The sequence below is a fragment of the Methylobacterium thuringiense genome, assembly GCF_022179645.1.
Lineage (GTDB): Bacteria > Pseudomonadota > Alphaproteobacteria > Rhizobiales > Beijerinckiaceae > Methylobacterium > Methylobacterium thuringiense.
In genome coordinates, this window is record NZ_BPRA01000024.1 from 26,660 (window position 1) to 41,138 (window position 14,479).

At 69.6% G+C, this 14,479-nt stretch carries 14 protein-coding genes and 2 pseudogenes; 5 read left to right on the forward strand and 11 right to left on the reverse strand.

Annotation, left to right across the window (positions count from 1 at the left end; all coding sequences use genetic code 11):
- Window positions 1-2 precede the first annotated feature (2 nt).
- Together MFF07_RS19910 and MFF07_RS19915 are read right to left on the reverse strand one after the other, a co-directional pair.
- Window positions 3-458: a (2Fe-2S)-binding protein gene (locus tag MFF07_RS19910; RefSeq protein ID WP_147817440.1), complete on the reverse strand. Its 456-nt coding sequence runs from the start codon at window positions 456-458 to the stop codon at window positions 3-5.
- A 239-nt stretch (window positions 459-697) separates the two neighbouring features.
- Window positions 698-1,648, reverse strand: a complete 951-nt coding sequence (locus tag MFF07_RS19915; protein WP_147817441.1) for a restriction endonuclease — start codon at window positions 1,646-1,648, stop codon at window positions 698-700.
- Window positions 1,649-1,914: 266 nt separating this feature from the next.
- Between MFF07_RS19915 and MFF07_RS19920 the strand changes: the two genes are divergently transcribed.
- A complete protein-coding gene (locus MFF07_RS19920) occupies window positions 1,915-3,465 on the forward strand; it encodes a sensor histidine kinase (RefSeq protein WP_147817442.1) in 1,551 nt (516 codons plus the stop codon).
- 118 nt (window positions 3,466-3,583) lie between these two features.
- Window positions 3,584-3,964 (forward strand): nuclear transport factor 2 family protein, encoded by a 381-nt coding sequence (locus MFF07_RS19925; protein WP_147817443.1) that lies wholly within the window; start codon window positions 3,584-3,586, stop codon window positions 3,962-3,964.
- Between the two features lie 129 nt (window positions 3,965-4,093).
- Here MFF07_RS19925 and MFF07_RS19930 read toward each other — a convergent pair whose 3' ends face one another.
- The 7 genes and pseudogenes from MFF07_RS19930 to MFF07_RS19960 form a co-directional block, all read right to left on the reverse strand.
- Window positions 4,094-4,300, reverse strand: coding sequence for a CsbD family protein (locus MFF07_RS19930; RefSeq protein WP_147817444.1), 207 nt, complete (start codon window positions 4,298-4,300; stop codon window positions 4,094-4,096).
- Window positions 4,301-4,401: 101 nt separating this feature from the next.
- Window positions 4,402-5,298 (reverse strand): PhnA-like protein, encoded by an 897-nt coding sequence (locus tag MFF07_RS19935; RefSeq protein WP_147817445.1) that lies wholly within the window; start codon window positions 5,296-5,298, stop codon window positions 4,402-4,404.
- 67 nt (window positions 5,299-5,365) lie between these two features.
- Complete coding sequence (locus MFF07_RS19940) at window positions 5,366-5,713, reverse strand: CsbD family protein (protein WP_147817446.1); 348 nt, start codon at window positions 5,711-5,713, stop codon at window positions 5,366-5,368.
- A 202-nt stretch (window positions 5,714-5,915) separates the two neighbouring features.
- Window positions 5,916-7,098 (reverse strand): annotated as a pseudogene (locus MFF07_RS19945) (PAS domain S-box protein).
- An 82-nt stretch (window positions 7,099-7,180) separates the two neighbouring features.
- A pseudogene (locus MFF07_RS19950) lies at window positions 7,181-7,908 on the reverse strand (class I SAM-dependent methyltransferase).
- Window positions 7,909-8,162: 254 nt separating this feature from the next.
- Entirely contained in the window at window positions 8,163-8,939 is a 777-nt protein-coding gene (locus tag MFF07_RS19955) for an alpha/beta fold hydrolase (RefSeq protein ID WP_147817448.1), read from the reverse strand.
- 196 nt (window positions 8,940-9,135) lie between these two features.
- Window positions 9,136-9,813 (reverse strand): HD domain-containing protein, encoded by a 678-nt coding sequence (locus MFF07_RS19960; RefSeq protein WP_147817449.1) that lies wholly within the window; start codon window positions 9,811-9,813, stop codon window positions 9,136-9,138.
- Window positions 9,814-9,930: 117 nt separating this feature from the next.
- Between MFF07_RS19960 and MFF07_RS19965 the strand changes: the two genes are divergently transcribed.
- Complete coding sequence (locus tag MFF07_RS19965; protein ID WP_147817450.1) at window positions 9,931-10,896, forward strand: GlxA family transcriptional regulator; 966 nt, start codon at window positions 9,931-9,933, stop codon at window positions 10,894-10,896.
- Between the two features lie 234 nt (window positions 10,897-11,130).
- On the opposite strand, the gene cobT is transcribed toward MFF07_RS19965, so the two are convergent.
- Entirely contained in the window at window positions 11,131-12,156 is a 1,026-nt protein-coding gene (gene cobT / locus MFF07_RS19970; protein WP_147817451.1) for a nicotinate-nucleotide--dimethylbenzimidazole phosphoribosyltransferase, read from the reverse strand.
- 147 nt (window positions 12,157-12,303) lie between these two features.
- Between cobT and MFF07_RS19975 the strand changes: the two genes are divergently transcribed.
- Window positions 12,304-13,134 carry an adenosylcobinamide-GDP ribazoletransferase gene (locus tag MFF07_RS19975; RefSeq protein ID WP_238232765.1) on the forward strand — a complete coding sequence of 277 codons (831 nt, stop codon included), beginning with the start codon at window positions 12,304-12,306 and terminating at the stop codon, window positions 13,132-13,134.
- Between the two features lie 52 nt (window positions 13,135-13,186).
- Here the strand turns inward: MFF07_RS19975 and MFF07_RS19980 are convergent, their stop codons facing one another.
- Window positions 13,187-13,417: a hypothetical protein gene (locus MFF07_RS19980; protein ID WP_147816496.1), complete on the reverse strand. Its 231-nt coding sequence runs from the start codon at window positions 13,415-13,417 to the stop codon at window positions 13,187-13,189.
- A 391-nt stretch (window positions 13,418-13,808) separates the two neighbouring features.
- On the opposite strand from MFF07_RS19980, the gene MFF07_RS19985 reads away from it, so the two are divergent.
- On the forward strand, window positions 13,809-14,477 hold the full coding sequence (locus MFF07_RS19985) for a uracil-DNA glycosylase family protein (protein ID WP_147816506.1): 669 nt from the start codon (window positions 13,809-13,811) through the stop codon (window positions 14,475-14,477).
- Window positions 14,478-14,479: the final 2 nt, after the last annotated feature.

The following is a 14,479-nucleotide window of genomic DNA, read 5'->3' on the forward strand; positions in this document are numbered from 1 at the left end:
AATCAGCCGAGGGTGCGGGCCGCCTCGTGGATGGCGGCGCGGATGCGCTGGTAGGTGCCGCAGCGGCAGATGTTGCCCTCCATGGCGCCGTCGATGTCGGCATCCGTCGGCTTCGGGTTGTCGGAGAGCAGGCCGATCGCCGACATGATCTGCCCCGACTGGCAGTAGCCGCACTGCACGACGTCGAGGCCGCGCCAGGCCCCCTGCACCGCCTCGGCCACCCGGCCGTCGATGCCCTCGATGGTGGTGATCTTGCCTTCGCCGACATCGCCGAGCCTGGTCTGACAGGAGCGCACCGGCTGGCCGTCCATGTGCACGGTGCAGGCGCCGCATTGGGCGATGCCGCAGCCGTACTTGGTGCCGGTCATGTCGAGACGGTCGCGGATCACCCAGAGCAGCGGCATCTCGGGATCGGCATCGACGTCGTGCACGACGCCGTTGACGGTGAGCTTGAGCATCGCGATTCTCCGGATAATTGGCGAACGTGGGCCTGCGGCGTACCCGTGTGATGTGCGCCGTCACACATGGAGTTGGAATCGTTCCGAGAAGCCGGTTCTGCCATCATCGGCACAAGCGACACCGCGCCTCAAGGCCTGTCACCGTCACAGGGCCGCGTAACGGGTGCTCGGCATGAGGGCTCTGGCAGGTGCCGGGAGCGGATTCCTCGGGACGACGATACCGGGATACGCCGCACCGCCTATCCGATGTCCAAGTCTTCTGCATGCCACGCCAACAGCGCGTCCATGCCGATCAGCACCATCCCCGGTGCCTCGGCCGCATAGGCGACGGCGTCGATCGAGAACGACGACGTCGTCACGACATAGCCGCGGAACGCCGCGGCATCGGCCATCACGGTCTTGAACTGCTGCAGGGCCGGGCGGCCGACCTTGTGGTCGCTCGCGTAGCGCTTGCACTGCACGACGATCAGCCTGTCGCCGTCGCGGGCGTAGCCGTCCATGCCGTAATCGTTGGATTTCGGCGTCACCACTGCCTCGAGCCCGGCCTTCTCGAAGAACGACATCACGTGACGCTCGAAGTCGTACGGGTTCATCGCGAGCAGCGTGGCGCGGATCGCCGCCGTGTCCTCCGGCACCGGCTGGGCCAACGGCGAGGCCGCTTCTTCGGCCATGCGCTGGCGGAACGCGGCGCTCGCGCGCCGGGTGGCCTCAGAGTTTACGATGCCCGCGACGATGATGGCGACGCCGGTCCGCGAATGCGGATTCGTCACCACCGCTTCGAGCACCGAGGTGATGCCGGCCGTGCCGAGGAAGACGAGGAGGAGCACCGGCAGCCCGATGGCGCCGCCGAATGCGGCGATGCCAGCCCCCTGCACGCCGAGAAGCGGGATCGCCGCCAGTGTGACCGGCAGCGCGATCTTCATCGGCCAGGGCAGCGACGAGGTGCGATAGCTCTGCACGGCCTCGACGACGGTGCTCGCGATCGCCGATGCGGCGGCCCGTGCGCTCAGTTGCGCGTTGAGCGCACCGAGCTTGTCCTGCCAGCCGAGGTCCCCGGCAAGGATGTCGCGCGAACGAAGAAGCCACTGGATGGCCGCGTGCCTGTCCTCCGGCCGCGCCGTGCCCTCGATCGCGGCGGCGAAGAGGCCGACGATCCATCGCCGGATTCCATCGGTGGCTGTCTCGAACATGGTCTCCCCGGCGCATGGCGATGCGAGGATTCCGTCGGCTGCAACCATGGCCCGAAATGGGCGGGCCACTGAAAAGAACCGTCGCGTCGTCGCGGAGCATCGCCGGGCACGGTTTCGAGGCTCCGGGCCTGCCCTGCGTGATCGATTCCGCGAAAATGCCGTCGTTTCCGGCAGCCGCTTCTTAACACATCCGGGGCACCCTGGCGGTTCTCGTATCCCGGTCCCGCATCGGCGGGTCCGACCCTGCGTAACCGCCCCCCGCCCGCATGTCAGACCTCACCGCGGAGATGGTTCAACGCGGCCGCGGCCCGTCCTCCGAGGAGGTGGCCCGGCGCCGCAGCATGTCGCGCGACCTGCGCTCGGCCCGTGAGCGGCTGACCTCGACGAGCGGCCTGGAGCGGGCCTTCGATTTCGAACTGATGCGGCTCTACGCGCAGTATCGCGCCGACGCCGCGATCCCCCTGGTGCTGTTCGCGATCACCCTGGCGGCCGCCTCGACCATCTGGATCGATCCGGTGACGGCGGGGCTCGGCTGCGGCGGCGTGCTCATCGCGCTCACCGTCACCACGGCGGCGTGCCAGCGCTTCCTGCGCCGGGAGGCCTCAAGCGTCTCGCTCAAGCGCTGGCGCCGGATCTTCGTGCTCGGCGAAATTCTGCAGAGCACGACCTGGGCGCTGATGATCCCGCTCACCGTCGAGGACGCGCGCACCTTCGCGCTGTTCGGGCTCGTCGTGGTGGCGGCGGTAGTGACGATGCTCGCCGCGACCGTGCCGCTCGCCGCGATCTGCGCGCTGGTCCCGCTGACGCTGGCCGCGCTCTCGCTGCTCGTCGACGCGCAGGGCAGCCACACGATCCCGCTCGTGCTGATGGCGGTGGGCAGCCAGGTCTTCTTCGCCGGGCTCGGCCGGCGGCTCTACGCCTCGGCGGTCGCGGCGCTCCAGTCGCGCGCGGAGAAGGACGCGATCTTCGCCGAGCTCGAACAGGCCAAGGCGAATTCGGACGAGGCGCGGCGCAGGGCCGAGGAAGCGAACCTCGCGAAGTCGAGCTTCCTCGCCACCATGAGCCACGAGCTGCGCACGCCGCTCAACGCCATCCTCGGCTTCTCCGAGGTGATGAAGAACGAGATTTTCGGGACCCACGCCGCGCCGGCCTACCAGGAATACTCCACCGACATCCACGACAGCGGGATGCACCTGCTGAACCTGATCAACGAGATTCTCGACCTCTCCCGCGTCGAGGCCGGGCGCTACGACCTCAATGAGGAGGCGGTGACGCTGGCCTCGGCCGTCGAGGAGGCGCAGCACATGATGGCCCTGCGCGCCCGGGGAAAAAGCCAGACCATCCGCGTCCATGTCGACGATTCGATGCCACGGCTCTGGGCCGACGAGCGGGCGCTCCGCCAGATCGTGCTCAACGTGCTCTCGAACGCCGTGAAGTTCACGCCGCAGGGCGGCGAGATCACCGTCAAGGTCGGCTGGACCTCGTCGGGCGGGCAATATCTCAGCGTGAAGGATTCTGGACCCGGCATTCCCGAGGACGAGATCGGCACCGTGTTGACCTCGTTCGGCCGCGGCTCGCTGGCGATCAAGACTGCCGAGCAGGGCTCGGGCCTCGGCCTGCCGATCGTGAAGGGGCTGGTCGACCTGCATGGCGGCGGCTTCCAGCTCAAGTCGAAGCCGCGCGAGGGCACCGAGGTGATCGTGACCTTCCCGGCCTCCCGCGTGATGGACACCCTGGCCGCGGTCGACCTCAACCCGGCCAAGTTCGCCTCGGAGGCCAAGCCGGCCCAGAAACGCGAGCGGCGCGAGGCGGCCTGAGCGCCGTCCCACGGGCGATCCATGCGTAGTCGGCTCTCTCGTCTCGCCTGAAAGGCCGTTTTCGGCCGGCGCGTGTTATGAAGTCTCGGATCGACTGCACTGGTCGTGGAGACCTGCTATGGACGATTGTGAGATACGGGAAGCATTGGATCGCCATTGGGTCGCATCCGATGCGGACGACTTCGAGGCGGAGCACGCGATCTACCGCGAGGACGCGGTGCTGGACTATCCGCAATCGGGCGAGCGGATCCGTGGGCGGCATCGAATTCAGTCGTCTCGGGCGGCGCAGCCCAATCGGAAACGTTTCGAGATCCGGCGGATCAGCGGCGGAGGCGACCTCTGGGTCACCGAATATGTCCTGACCTACGACGGGCGGCCGTCTTACACCGTGAGCATCATGGAATTCCGCGACGGACAGGTGGCGCGCGAGACCCAATATTTCTGCGACGCCTTCGAGCCGGGTCCCTCGCGCGCGCAATGGGTCGAGCGCATGACCTGAAATCGAGCGGTCGTCGAGGACGACTGCCGTCACCTTTGTAACGCCCCTGACGCGGACATCGGCGACCGGCCCCAAACGAAAACGGGGCGGCCTCTCGGCCACCCCGCGTGTCGTCGTCGTTACCGAAGGTCAGATCTTGCTCTTGACCTTGTCGGCGAGGTTCGAGGCGCCGTCCTTGACGTCGCCGACGGTCTTCTGGGCTTCGCCCTTCAGCTCCTGCGCCTTGCCTTCGGCCTGGAGCTTGTCGTTGTCGGTGGCCTTGCCGATGCCCTGCTTGACGTTGCCGACGGCTTCGTTGGCGAGACCCTTGATCTTGTCGGTGGTGCTGCTGCTCATCGGATGATCTCCTGTCTGGGTTGGGCTGGGGGTGACGGGCCGGCCAATCGGGGCCGGCCCGGGGTGGAAGGTCCGGCTCGCGGGGAGCCGGACCGATGGTCTCAGGCGCGGCGGACCGTGTCGTAGGCGACGGGACGGACCTTGCCGAGCAGGCCGCCGAGGAAGCCGGCGAGGGCGCCGAGGATCAGGGCGATCGCACCGTAGAAGGCACCCTGGGTCGCGGCCGACTTGGTGGCGATGGCGGCGGCCTCGGCCTTCTGCTTCGCGGTGGCGACGGCCTCCTGGTACTGCTTCTGGTAGTCCTGGATCTGCGTCCGGGCCTGCTCGACCGGGATGCCCTGGGCCTTGGCGAGGGCGTCGGCGGCGCGGGTCTCGGCCTGCTGCTTCTCGGCCGGGTCGCCGGTCAGCACGGCGCGGATGGCGCTGACGGCGGCGTCGCGGGCAGCCTGCGGGTCCTGGCCGGCAGCCTGCTGGCGGACCGAGTTCTCGATGCCGTCGAGCGGGTTCGAGATCTTGGCGAGCGAGGGGGCCGCGGCTTGCGCCGCCGTCTGCACGGTTCCGCCGATGGCCGAGCCGGCGCCGGAGAGCACGCTCGACACGGAGCCGAGGGCGCCGCCGAGGATGCCGCCGACCGCCGAGGTCAGCAGGTAGATCACGACGAGGGTCGTGACGGCCCAGGAGACGAGGCCGTGGAAGCCGGCGGTGGAGCCGACCGGACGGCCGCTCAGCCGGCCGGCGAGGAAGCCGCCGATCAGCGCGGCGACGATGCCGGAGATGACCCACCACAGGCCGGCGCCGAGAGAGAACGACGAGACGGCCGGGTTGTCGGCGGCGACGGGGCCGAGGCTGGCGAGGCCGACGCCGACGCCGACCATGTTGAGGACGAGCTGTGCCACCAGCGCCGTGACGGCACCGGCGAAGATCGCACCCCACGAGACCTGATGAAGATGGGCGGCGCGGGCTTCCGTGCCGACCACAGGGGAGAGGGTGCTGGACATGGGCTTGGGGTGAACTCCGGATCGACGCTGGTGATGCTGGTCGTGGGTTGAAGAAGCCGAGACAAGCTCAGCGGCGGGACGTGTTGAGAAGAAGCGCGAGGCCGAAACCCACGGCTCCGGCGATCAGCAGCGAGACGATCGGTGCGTCCTCGACGCGCTGGGCGACGGCGCGCTGCCCCTGGCGGGCATAGTCGCCGGCATGCTCGTAGGCATCCTCGGCATAGTCGGCGACCTGGTCTGCGGCGTTGCGCACGCCGTCCTTGGCCTCGCCGTAGAGCGATTCCCCGCGGCCCTGCGCCTGGCGGGCGCGGCCCTCGGCGGAGTCGCGGCGCGATCCGACGATGTCGCCGACGGCGCTCTGGATCCGGCCGCCCGCTTCGCGTGCAGCCCCGGTGATGCGATCGGTGTCGACCATGATGGCTCCGTCGTTCGTTTGTGAGGGGCGTCTTGCCCCTGGAAGGAAAGGGATGGGGTTCGTCTGCGAAAGACCCGGCGGCGGTGCCGGTTCCGCTCGGTCGGTCATCGCGGCGTTGCGAGACCGGTTGCGCCGGATTGAGGTGTCGAGGCTATCGGGTGGACCAATAGTGCAGATGTACCACTTGCCTAAATTCTCAGCATCATAACGGCAGCGGGAAGCCGTTGTTCCGCCCCCAGCTGACGACATCCGTCCGTTTATGGACGCCACGCTTGCGGTACAGCGCCGCGGTATGATTTCGTACGGTGTTGCGCGAGAGCGCGAGGCGCTTTCCAATAGCCTCGTCGCCGAGACCCGAGCAGATCAGGCCGAGCACCTGCCGCTCGCGCAAGGTGAGGTTCAGGGCGGCCTCGCCGTGGCTCTCGCGGCCGGGATGGCACAGGTTGGCCAGATTCTCGATGAGGCCGAGTGCGCGGCCGAGCACCTCGGCCTCCCCAAAACCGAAGACCCGCGAAAACGCCTCGTTGAGGCCCCGGTGACGGCGAGGCCTTCGGCCCGCAACAGCAGTGTCGGCACCGGCGTCAGGCGAAACGCCTTGGCGAAGCGCTCCGCGCTCTGGCGCAGCGCCGTCTCGGCCTTCTTGCGCAGTTCCAGGTCGGCGAAGGTGAACAGCATGCAGGGCTCGTCGCCCATCGCGATGGTCTGGCCGGCGACGAGGACGAAGCGGGTGCCGCCGTCCGGCAGCACCAGGCAGGCCTCCATCTGCGGGATGGTGGCGCCCTCCTTCAGCCGCGAGATCGCGAGGTCGCGGTTGCGGGCGCCGGCCAGCACGTCGACCTCGTGACGCTGCGCCCGACGACGGCGTCGCGGGTGTAGCCGGTCATCTCCAGGAAGCCGATATTCACCTTCACGTGGCGCAGGTCCGACAGCCGGCAGATCACCGCCGGGGCGGGGTTGGCGGCAAAGGTCTTCTCGAAGCGCTCCTCGGCCTCGAATTGCGGGGTCACGTCCCGCAGCACCAGGGCGAGGCAGGTCGGCGCACCCGCCGCATCCGCGATCACGATGCTGCGCGCGGCGTGGACGAAGGCGATCTCGGGCCGGTCGGTGCGCGCGACCTCGACGATCACGTCCTCGAACCGCTCGCCGGCCGCGAGCCGCTCGATCGGGTAGCGCTCGGGCGCGCGGTTGTTGCGGTAGCGCAGGCCGAACCGATGCCGGTACTCCGCGACGGTGTCGCCGAGTTCATTGAGGGAGGCCGCACCGTGCATCTGCAGGGCCGCGTCGTTCGCCCAGGCGATGCGCTGGTCCGGCTCGACGAGGACGACGCCCGCGGACAGGCCGGCCACGATCTGCCTGAGTTCCGACCTGTCGACGCCCTCGGTCACGAAACCCATTGCCGCGCGTCGCCGTGCGGCAGGCAACACGGCTCGGCGTGCACGGTTCCGTCCGCGGGGCAGGCCGTGTGTATCAGGCGACTGGTACGCGGGCTGGTAGGGCCGGGCGGGCCGCGCAATACGGCGCGGGTGATGTCAGGCCCAAGGCGACCCAGCCACGGAATGCGAACCCGGCGTAGAAGAGGCCGACCCCGTCGAACCCAGCCTCGCGCAAAAGATTCTCGTCTTCCTCGGGTGTGAGGATCGGCAGCCGTTCCGCGATCCCGGCGCGCGCCGTCTCGGCCTGCGCGCCCGCGATGCCGGAGGCGGTGGCGAAGGCGGCATACCGCGACAGCCAGAGATCGCGTTCGCCCTGCGGAATGCTGAAATGCGCCACGACGAAGGGCGCGCCCGGCCTTAGGCGGCGCCGGACCTGTTCGAGCGTGCGCAGCCGCTCCGCGCGTTCGATGAAGTGCAGCGTCAGGATGCAGGTCGCCGCGTCGAACGGCCCCTGCGGCGCGCCGTCGATGAGCCCATGATGGAGGTGCACCCGGGCGGAAAGGTCGCCGAGGGTCGCCCGAGCGAGGTCGAGCATCGCGGCGGACGGGTCGACGCCGACGAAGGACCAGCCGGGCTGCCTCTCGGCGAACATCCTGAGTTCGAGGCCGCCGCCCGCGCCCAGGACGAGGACCCGAGCATCATGCGGGGCGCGTTCTGCGAGCAGAAGTCTCGCCATGGTTTGCATGTCGCCGATCCGGGCACCATGCGCGGTGGATTCTCGGCGTAGCGGGCGACGGCCTGCGGGTCTGAGAATGCGTCCATGTCTCCGGATATCATGTGTGGTGACTGGGCGGACGTCCGAGAAAGGTGGTCGGGAGCCGGTCGGCTTTCGAGCGGCAAGAGCATTGAAGCGGACGTCGCCATCGCGCACCCGCTCCCCAAACCTGTCATTGGGCCTGCACGCGAGTGCGGGCATGAACTGCCCAAGCAAGGTGACCGCATCCGTGCAGGCGAAGTACTGCGTCTTATTCATTCTCGGGCGACTTCGTCGTGCGTCTGCATACGAAGGCATGAAGTCAGGGATGTCCCGATTCGCCGGCAGCCTCGAGAATGAGGTCGGCGATGGCCTGCGGCTGGGAGAGCAGCGACAGGTGGCTCGCCTTGAGCTCCACGGTCCTCGCGTTCATCCGCTTGGCCATGAAGCGTTCGAGGTCCGGGTTGATGGTGCGGTCCTCGGTCGACACCGCGTAAAAGCTCGGCTTCGACCGCCAGGCCGCCTGCGTGGTCTTTCCCGCAAGCAGAGCCTTGTGGAAGGGCTGCTGGACTGCGAACAGAACCCTGGCCTTCTCCGCCGGCAGATCGCCCGCGAAATCCTTCAGGAAGGCCGCCTCGCTCAAGCGCCCCTCGTCGCCATCGAACACGATCCCGGCCGAGGCGGGCGGGGTCGGATAGGTCTTGGCCAGCGCCGTGTAGTCCTCCCCTGCATCGGGCGCCCGTGCAGCGACGTAGACCAGCGCGCTGACCTTAGGGTCGACACCTGCCTCGGTCACGATCATCCCCGAGAACGAGTGGCCAACCAGCACGGTCGGCCCCTCCTGCCGCGCCAGCACGCGCCGCGCGGAGGCGACCGCCTCCTCGAAGCTCGTGAGCGGGTTCTGCACCGAGGTGACGTTGAGGCCCGCTGCCTGCAGCCGTGGGATCACCTCCGACCAGCACGAACCGTCGGCGAAGAGGCCGTGCACGAGCACGACGTTGCGTGCCCGCGGCAGATCTTGGGCCGACGCGGTTCCGGACAGCAATCCTGCTGCCGCGCCGGCGACGAGCGTACGGTTCAGTGTTCTCCTGGTCATCATGGCAGGCGACCCCGTTCGAGAAGAGTTGAGTGCAGGACGTGTCGTCCATGTTCGTCGTCGACGCGGCGAGGATACGTTTAATGCCCGCTGGCGCTTGTCCACGAGCGTGATCCGGCGGGCATGATCCTACATCGGAAGACAGATCCCGCGCAGTGCCGGACGGCGAAAGCATTGCTCCGTCGAGCGAGCAGGCGGCTCAGTCGTGGTGCCCGCAACCGCAGCCCGTGGCATGCGCGCCACCGCCCCAACGAGACGCGCGGATCACGCTGCAGAAGTTCCCCTTGCGGAAACTCGGCTCCTTGTCGGCAATCACGTCGGCCTTGACGTTGCCGAAGGTCGTATCCGGCTTGTGTCGGATGCCGTCGTAGAAAGCCTGGATGATGTCCTCCTTGAAGTCCGCCGTGCGGGGGAAGCCGGCGACGACCGATTCCCGCTCGGCCTCGGAAAACTGGCCGTAGGTCAGGCCGAGCACGTCCATCTCGACGCCGGCAGTGACCAGCGCGACCACCGGATGCATGTGGACCGGGATGCCGGGCGTGGTGTGGAGCGCGATGGCGGTCCACACGGTGTAGACGTCCGCCTCCGGCACCCCGTGCATCTTCAGGAAGTCGCGGGCGGCGTTGGCGCCGTCCACCTCGAAGCGCTCGTCGGCGCTGCTGTGGTCCGGCATCAGGCCAACATCGTGGAACATGGCGCCCGCGTAGAGCAGCTCGCGGTCGAAGCTCAGGCCGCGATGGACGCCGGCGAGCGCGCCGAACTGATAGACGCGGCTCGAGTGATTGAAGAGCAGCTCGGTCTCGGTGTCGCGCACGAACTCGGTGATTGCGCGGGAAAGGGCACTGTCGGGGACGGCGGCTTCGGACGGGATGCTCATGGCGGATCTCCTTTGCGCTGCGTGTCCGGAACAGCTACGGAGCTTCACGAATGGCTGCAATCGTCCTATAACGACGATTTATGCCATAACACATGCATCGTCAGCCACGGAGCCCGCATGGCATCCCGATCCATCGCGGTCCTCGCCCTTCCCGGCGTCCAACTCCTGGATGTCGCCGGACCGCTTGACGTCTTCGCCGAGGCGAACGCGCAGAGCGGCCAAGACGTCTACGACCTCGCCATCGTCGGCATGGAGCCTGGTCCGGTCATCACGTCGTCGGGGCGTGGGCTGGTCGTGGATCTGGTTGCGCCCGGGGCTGCGCCGACATGCTTCGACACCCTTCTGGTCGCCGGCGCACCACGGATTCAGGATCTGGAGGTTCGGCCCGATCTGCTGGCGTGGCTCGGACGGACCGCGCTGCACTGCCGGCGCTACGGCTCGGTCTGCAGCGGAGCGTTCCTCCTCGGGCAGGCGGGCCTGCTGAACGGCCGTCGGGTGACGACGCACTGGGCGGTGGCGGAGGCCCTGGCGGAGCGATATCCCGAAGCCATCGTCCAGCCTGACGCGATCTGCCTGTTCGACGGGGCGCTGCGGACCGCGGCAGGAGTCACGGCCGGGCTCGATCTCGCGCTGGCGCTCGTGGAGGAGGACCTGGGCGCCGAGATCGCGCGTCGGGTCGCGGCCCAGCTCGTGATGTTCTTCAAGCGCGGGGGCGGTCAGATGCAATTCAGCCGTCGCGGGGTCAGCGCCCCGGTCGGACGCTCGGCCCTGCAGGAGGTCCAGCGCTGGGTGGCCGCCCGTCCGGCCGAGGATCACGGCGTCGATCGCCTCGCCGAACGGGCGGGGATGAGCCCACGCCATTTCGCGCGCCTGTTCCGGGCCGAGACGGGTCTGACGCCCGCCGCCTATGTCGAGAACGTGCGGATCGAGGCCGTCCGCCGCCTTTTGGAAGCGGAGGGGGCCGCCCTGAAGCAGGTGGCTGGTGCCTGTGGCTTCCGCGACGCCGACACGCTCCGGCGCGCCTTCGTCCGCCGGGTTGGTACGACGCCGGCCGAGTACCGGCGCCGGCAAGCGCGGACCTGATACATCCGACGGACCGCGACGCGGTCGCGAGCCGGCATCCGGAGCGTCCAATGTGCAGGTGTCGCCCAATCCATCGCAACGGCGGGAGAAGCGTACAGCTATCAGAACGGTAGCAACACGGATGACCGTTTCAGGCGTACGGCGTGAGTCACGTTCGAGGGCGAAGTTGGGTCGCAAGCACCCGCGGCCGAGAGCCGCCGAGCGTCCGATCCTCCCCCCACGAACAGCACCGCCTCAGCCGGGCATCCTCTCCGAAACCCCCGCCTGCGCGAACGTTGCCATGTCCCGGTGGCAGGCGAGGGCGCCCTTGATCAGCCCCAGCGCCAGGGCTGCCCCGGAGGCCTCCCCCAGCCGCATTCCCAGCGACAGGATCGGCGCGAGGCCGAGGCGGTGCAGCACCTCGGCGTGGGCGCCCTCGACGGAGAGGTGGCCGGCGACGCAATGGTCGAGGGCGCTCGGGTCGAGGGCGTGCAGGATGGCGGCAGCAGAGGTGGAGACGTAGCCGTCGAGCACCACCGGGATGCGCTGCAGCCGCGCGGCCAGGATCGCGCCGGCCATCGCCGCGATCTCGCGGCCGCCGAGCCGGGCGAGCACGGCGAGCGGGTCGTCGAGATGGCCGGCATGGGTCTTCAGCGCCAGCGCGATCGCGTCGGCCTTGCGTGCGAGGCCGGCTTCGTCGACGCCGGTGCCGCGGCCGACCCAGTGGGCCGGCTCGCCGCCCCAGAGCGCGCAGTAGATCGCGGCGGCGATGGTGGTGTTGCCGATGCCCATCTCGCCGATGGCGAGGCAGTCGGTGCCCGCGGCCACCGCCTCCATGCCGAAGGCCATGGTGGCGACGGTGGCCTTCTCGTCGAGGGCCGGGCGCTCGCAGATGTCGCCGGTGGGCAGGTCGATGGCGAGGTCGAACACCTTGAAGCCGAGGCCGTAGGCCGCGCAGATCTGGTTGATCGCAGCGCCGCCGGCCGAAAAGTTGTCGAGCATCTGGCGGTTCACCGCGTCGGGAAACGCCGAGACGCCCCGCGCGGTGACGCCGTGGCTGCCGGCGAAGACGCAGACCAGCGGCCGGTCGAGGGTCGGCTTGGCCTTGCCCTGCCAGGCGGCGAGCCATTCGACGAGGGTTTCGAGCCGGCCCAGCGCCCCGGCCGGCTTCGTCAGCACGGCGTCGCGGGCGCGGACCATGGCGAGGGCGTCCTCGTCGGGGCCCGGCATCTCGGAGACGAGGCGGCGGATGTCGGCGAAGGGCGCGGATTCGGCTGTCATCGCGGGGCGCTCGCAGAATCGTTGAGGGGCCGGCCTCGCCGCGGAATGGCGAGAGGTTTGCCTGGGGGACTATACCGGGGGCTATAGAAGCCGCAGACCCCGCGGTGAAGGCGTGCGGACGATCCGACGCGGCGCGACAGGCGAGCGATGAACGACGACCGGACGACGCCTTCCACCCCGTTCTTCCCCGGCGCGGGCGTGCTCTACGACATCGCCGCCTGCCTCCGCTTCTTTTCGCGCGTGAACGTGCCGCCGCTGCCGGACGAGCCGTCGCCCTATGCCGCGCCGGATTTCACCACCGTGCCCCGCGTCCTGCCGCTCGCCGGCCTGCTGCTGGCGCTGCCGGCGGCGCTGGTGCTGGTCGCGGGCTGGGAATTGCGGCTCGGCCCCTTCGTCGCCTCGGCGCTGGCGCTGGCGCTGCTGGCGCTGATCACCGGCGCGATGCACGAGGACGGGCTCGCCGACGTCGCCGACGGCTTCGGCGGCGGCAGCACCTGGATGCGCCGCCTCGAAATCATGCGCGACAGCCGCATCGGCGCCTATGGCGGCACCGCTTTGGTGCTCGCCTATTCCCTGCGGCTCGGCGCGCTGGCGACCCTGCTCGACCGCTCCGGCGCCCACGCGGCCCTGGCGCTGCTGCTCGCCGCCGCCGTCTCGCGCACCGCCGCCCTCGTGCCGCTGGTCTTGCTCGAACCGGCCCGGCCCGGCGGCGCCGGGGCCTCGGTCGGCCGCCCCACCGGCGCCACCCTCGCCATCGCCGCCGGGCTCTGCCTCGCCCTCGGCCTGATCGCCTGGGGCCTCGGCCTGCCGCTCCTCGGCGTCGCGCTGGTGCTGGTGCTCGCGCCTGCCGCCGCCTGCGGCCTGACGACCCTCGCCAAGCGCCAGATCGGCGGCCAGACCGGCGACGTCGTCGGCGCCTGCCAGCAGGTCGCGGAGATCGCCGCGCTGATCGGTCTGCTCGCGGCGACGCCGGTGTGAGGCCGCGGACGGGCGGCGTTTTTCCGTTCGTCCGCGACCGCTTTCGACGAACTCAGCGCATGCGCTTGCCGGACTTCTTCCGCTGCGGCGCCGCGCGCTTGCTCGGCCGGCCGTTGCCCTCCGAGGCGGCCTCCTTGTCGAGCCCGTCGCCGGGGCTGTTCAGCTGGGCGTAGCGGATCGTGCCGGCCTGGCCCGAGGCGTCGGCGGCTTGGCCGGCGATCACGCCAGCGCCGGTCAGAGCGACCGCGAGGGCCGCGACCTGTATAGACTTCATCATTGCCATGCGCCTTCTTGCAGAGAACCCGATTGTTTGCGGTCACGGGGCCGTGACCACGGCATGAGGGTCGGTGTGTCCAGCTCTTCGCGGAGCAAATTCCCGACGAGAACTGGCCGATTCTTCGTGATGCCAACGGCGATCAAACCGCCGGTGGAGCCGCCGGTTCCGCTGGGGCCGCAGGCCGGGCCGTCGCGGACGTTTGGGCGGCCGGGCGATGCGGCCCGCTGCCAAGGCCGGAATCGCGACGCTCATGCTGCACCCGGTACGCATCCTGGCAAGTACCGGGATTATCCACGGCATCAACGCCGGGCCGGGCCATCTCGCCGGGGCCGGATGCGGCATCGGCAACCTCAGAGAAACCGTCGCCGGTCGCGGCCGCACGCCCCATCTCCCGCCCATGCCCGCCTTCGAAGACACCGCCGCCCACTTGCGCGCCTGCCGGATCTGCCGAGACGCGCCGCTCTACGGCGCCCCCCTGCCGCAGGAGCCGCGCCCCATCGTGCAGGGCTCGGGCACGGCGCGGCTCTGCATCGCGAGCCAGGCGCCGGGCAACCGGGCGCATCGTTCTGGCGTGCCGTTCATGGACCCGTCGGGCGTACGCCTGCGCGACTGGCTCGGCCTCGGCGAGCCGGATTTCTACGATGCCCGGCGCGTCGCCATCGTGCCGATGGGCTCGTGTTTCCCCGGCCTCGACGCCAAGGGCGGCGACCGGCCGCCACGGCGGGAATGCGCAGAGCGTTGGCGCAAGACGCTTTTTTCCGGGCTGCCGCGGCTGGAACTGATCCTGGTGATCGGCCAGTACGCGCAGGGCTGGCATCTCGGCCGCCTCGAGGGCGGGCTGACCGAGACCGTGCGGCGCTGGCGCGACATCCTGGCGGAACCGCGCACGCCGCGCATCCTGCCGCTGCCCCATCCCTCCTGGCGCAACAACGGCTGGCTCAAGCGCGAGCCCTGGTTCGAGACCGAGCTGCTGCCGGTGCTCAAGGCCGAGGTGGCGCGGGTGATGGAGGCCCCCGAGACACCGGCCAGGTCACGGCCGGCATTGACAGACTCGGCCTGCCGGTGATG

What these genes read in the sequence shown, in the direction of transcription:
- MFF07_RS19910 (WP_147817440.1), bottom strand. Translation starts at nt 458, where the DNA reads ATGCTCAAGCTCACCGTCAACGGCGTCGTGCACGACGTCGATGCCGAT.
- MFF07_RS19915 (WP_147817441.1), bottom strand. Translation starts at nt 1,648, where the DNA reads ATGTTCGAGACAGCCACCGATGGAATCCGGCGATGGATCGTCGGCCTC.
- MFF07_RS19920 (WP_147817442.1), top strand. Translation starts at nt 1,915, where the DNA reads ATGTCAGACCTCACCGCGGAGATGGTTCAACGCGGCCGCGGCCCGTCC.
- MFF07_RS19925 (WP_147817443.1), top strand. Translation starts at nt 3,584, where the DNA reads ATGGACGATTGTGAGATACGGGAAGCATTGGATCGCCATTGGGTCGCA.
- MFF07_RS19930 (WP_147817444.1), bottom strand. Translation starts at nt 4,300, where the DNA reads ATGAGCAGCAGCACCACCGACAAGATCAAGGGTCTCGCCAACGAAGCC.
- MFF07_RS19935 (WP_147817445.1), bottom strand. Translation starts at nt 5,298, where the DNA reads ATGTCCAGCACCCTCTCCCCTGTGGTCGGCACGGAAGCCCGCGCCGCC.
- MFF07_RS19940 (WP_147817446.1), bottom strand. Translation starts at nt 5,713, where the DNA reads ATGGTCGACACCGATCGCATCACCGGGGCTGCACGCGAAGCGGGCGGC.
- MFF07_RS19955 (WP_147817448.1), bottom strand. Translation starts at nt 8,939, where the DNA reads ATGATGACCAGGAGAACACTGAACCGTACGCTCGTCGCCGGCGCGGCA.
- MFF07_RS19960 (WP_147817449.1), bottom strand. Translation starts at nt 9,813, where the DNA reads ATGAGCATCCCGTCCGAAGCCGCCGTCCCCGACAGTGCCCTTTCCCGC.
- MFF07_RS19965 (WP_147817450.1), top strand. Translation starts at nt 9,931, where the DNA reads ATGGCATCCCGATCCATCGCGGTCCTCGCCCTTCCCGGCGTCCAACTC.
- cobT (WP_147817451.1), bottom strand. Translation starts at nt 12,156, where the DNA reads ATGACAGCCGAATCCGCGCCCTTCGCCGACATCCGCCGCCTCGTCTCC.
- MFF07_RS19975 (WP_238232765.1), top strand. Translation starts at nt 12,304, where the DNA reads ATGAACGACGACCGGACGACGCCTTCCACCCCGTTCTTCCCCGGCGCG.
- MFF07_RS19980 (WP_147816496.1), bottom strand. Translation starts at nt 13,417, where the DNA reads ATGGCAATGATGAAGTCTATACAGGTCGCGGCCCTCGCGGTCGCTCTG.
- MFF07_RS19985 (WP_147816506.1), top strand. Translation starts at nt 13,809, where the DNA reads ATGCCCGCCTTCGAAGACACCGCCGCCCACTTGCGCGCCTGCCGGATC.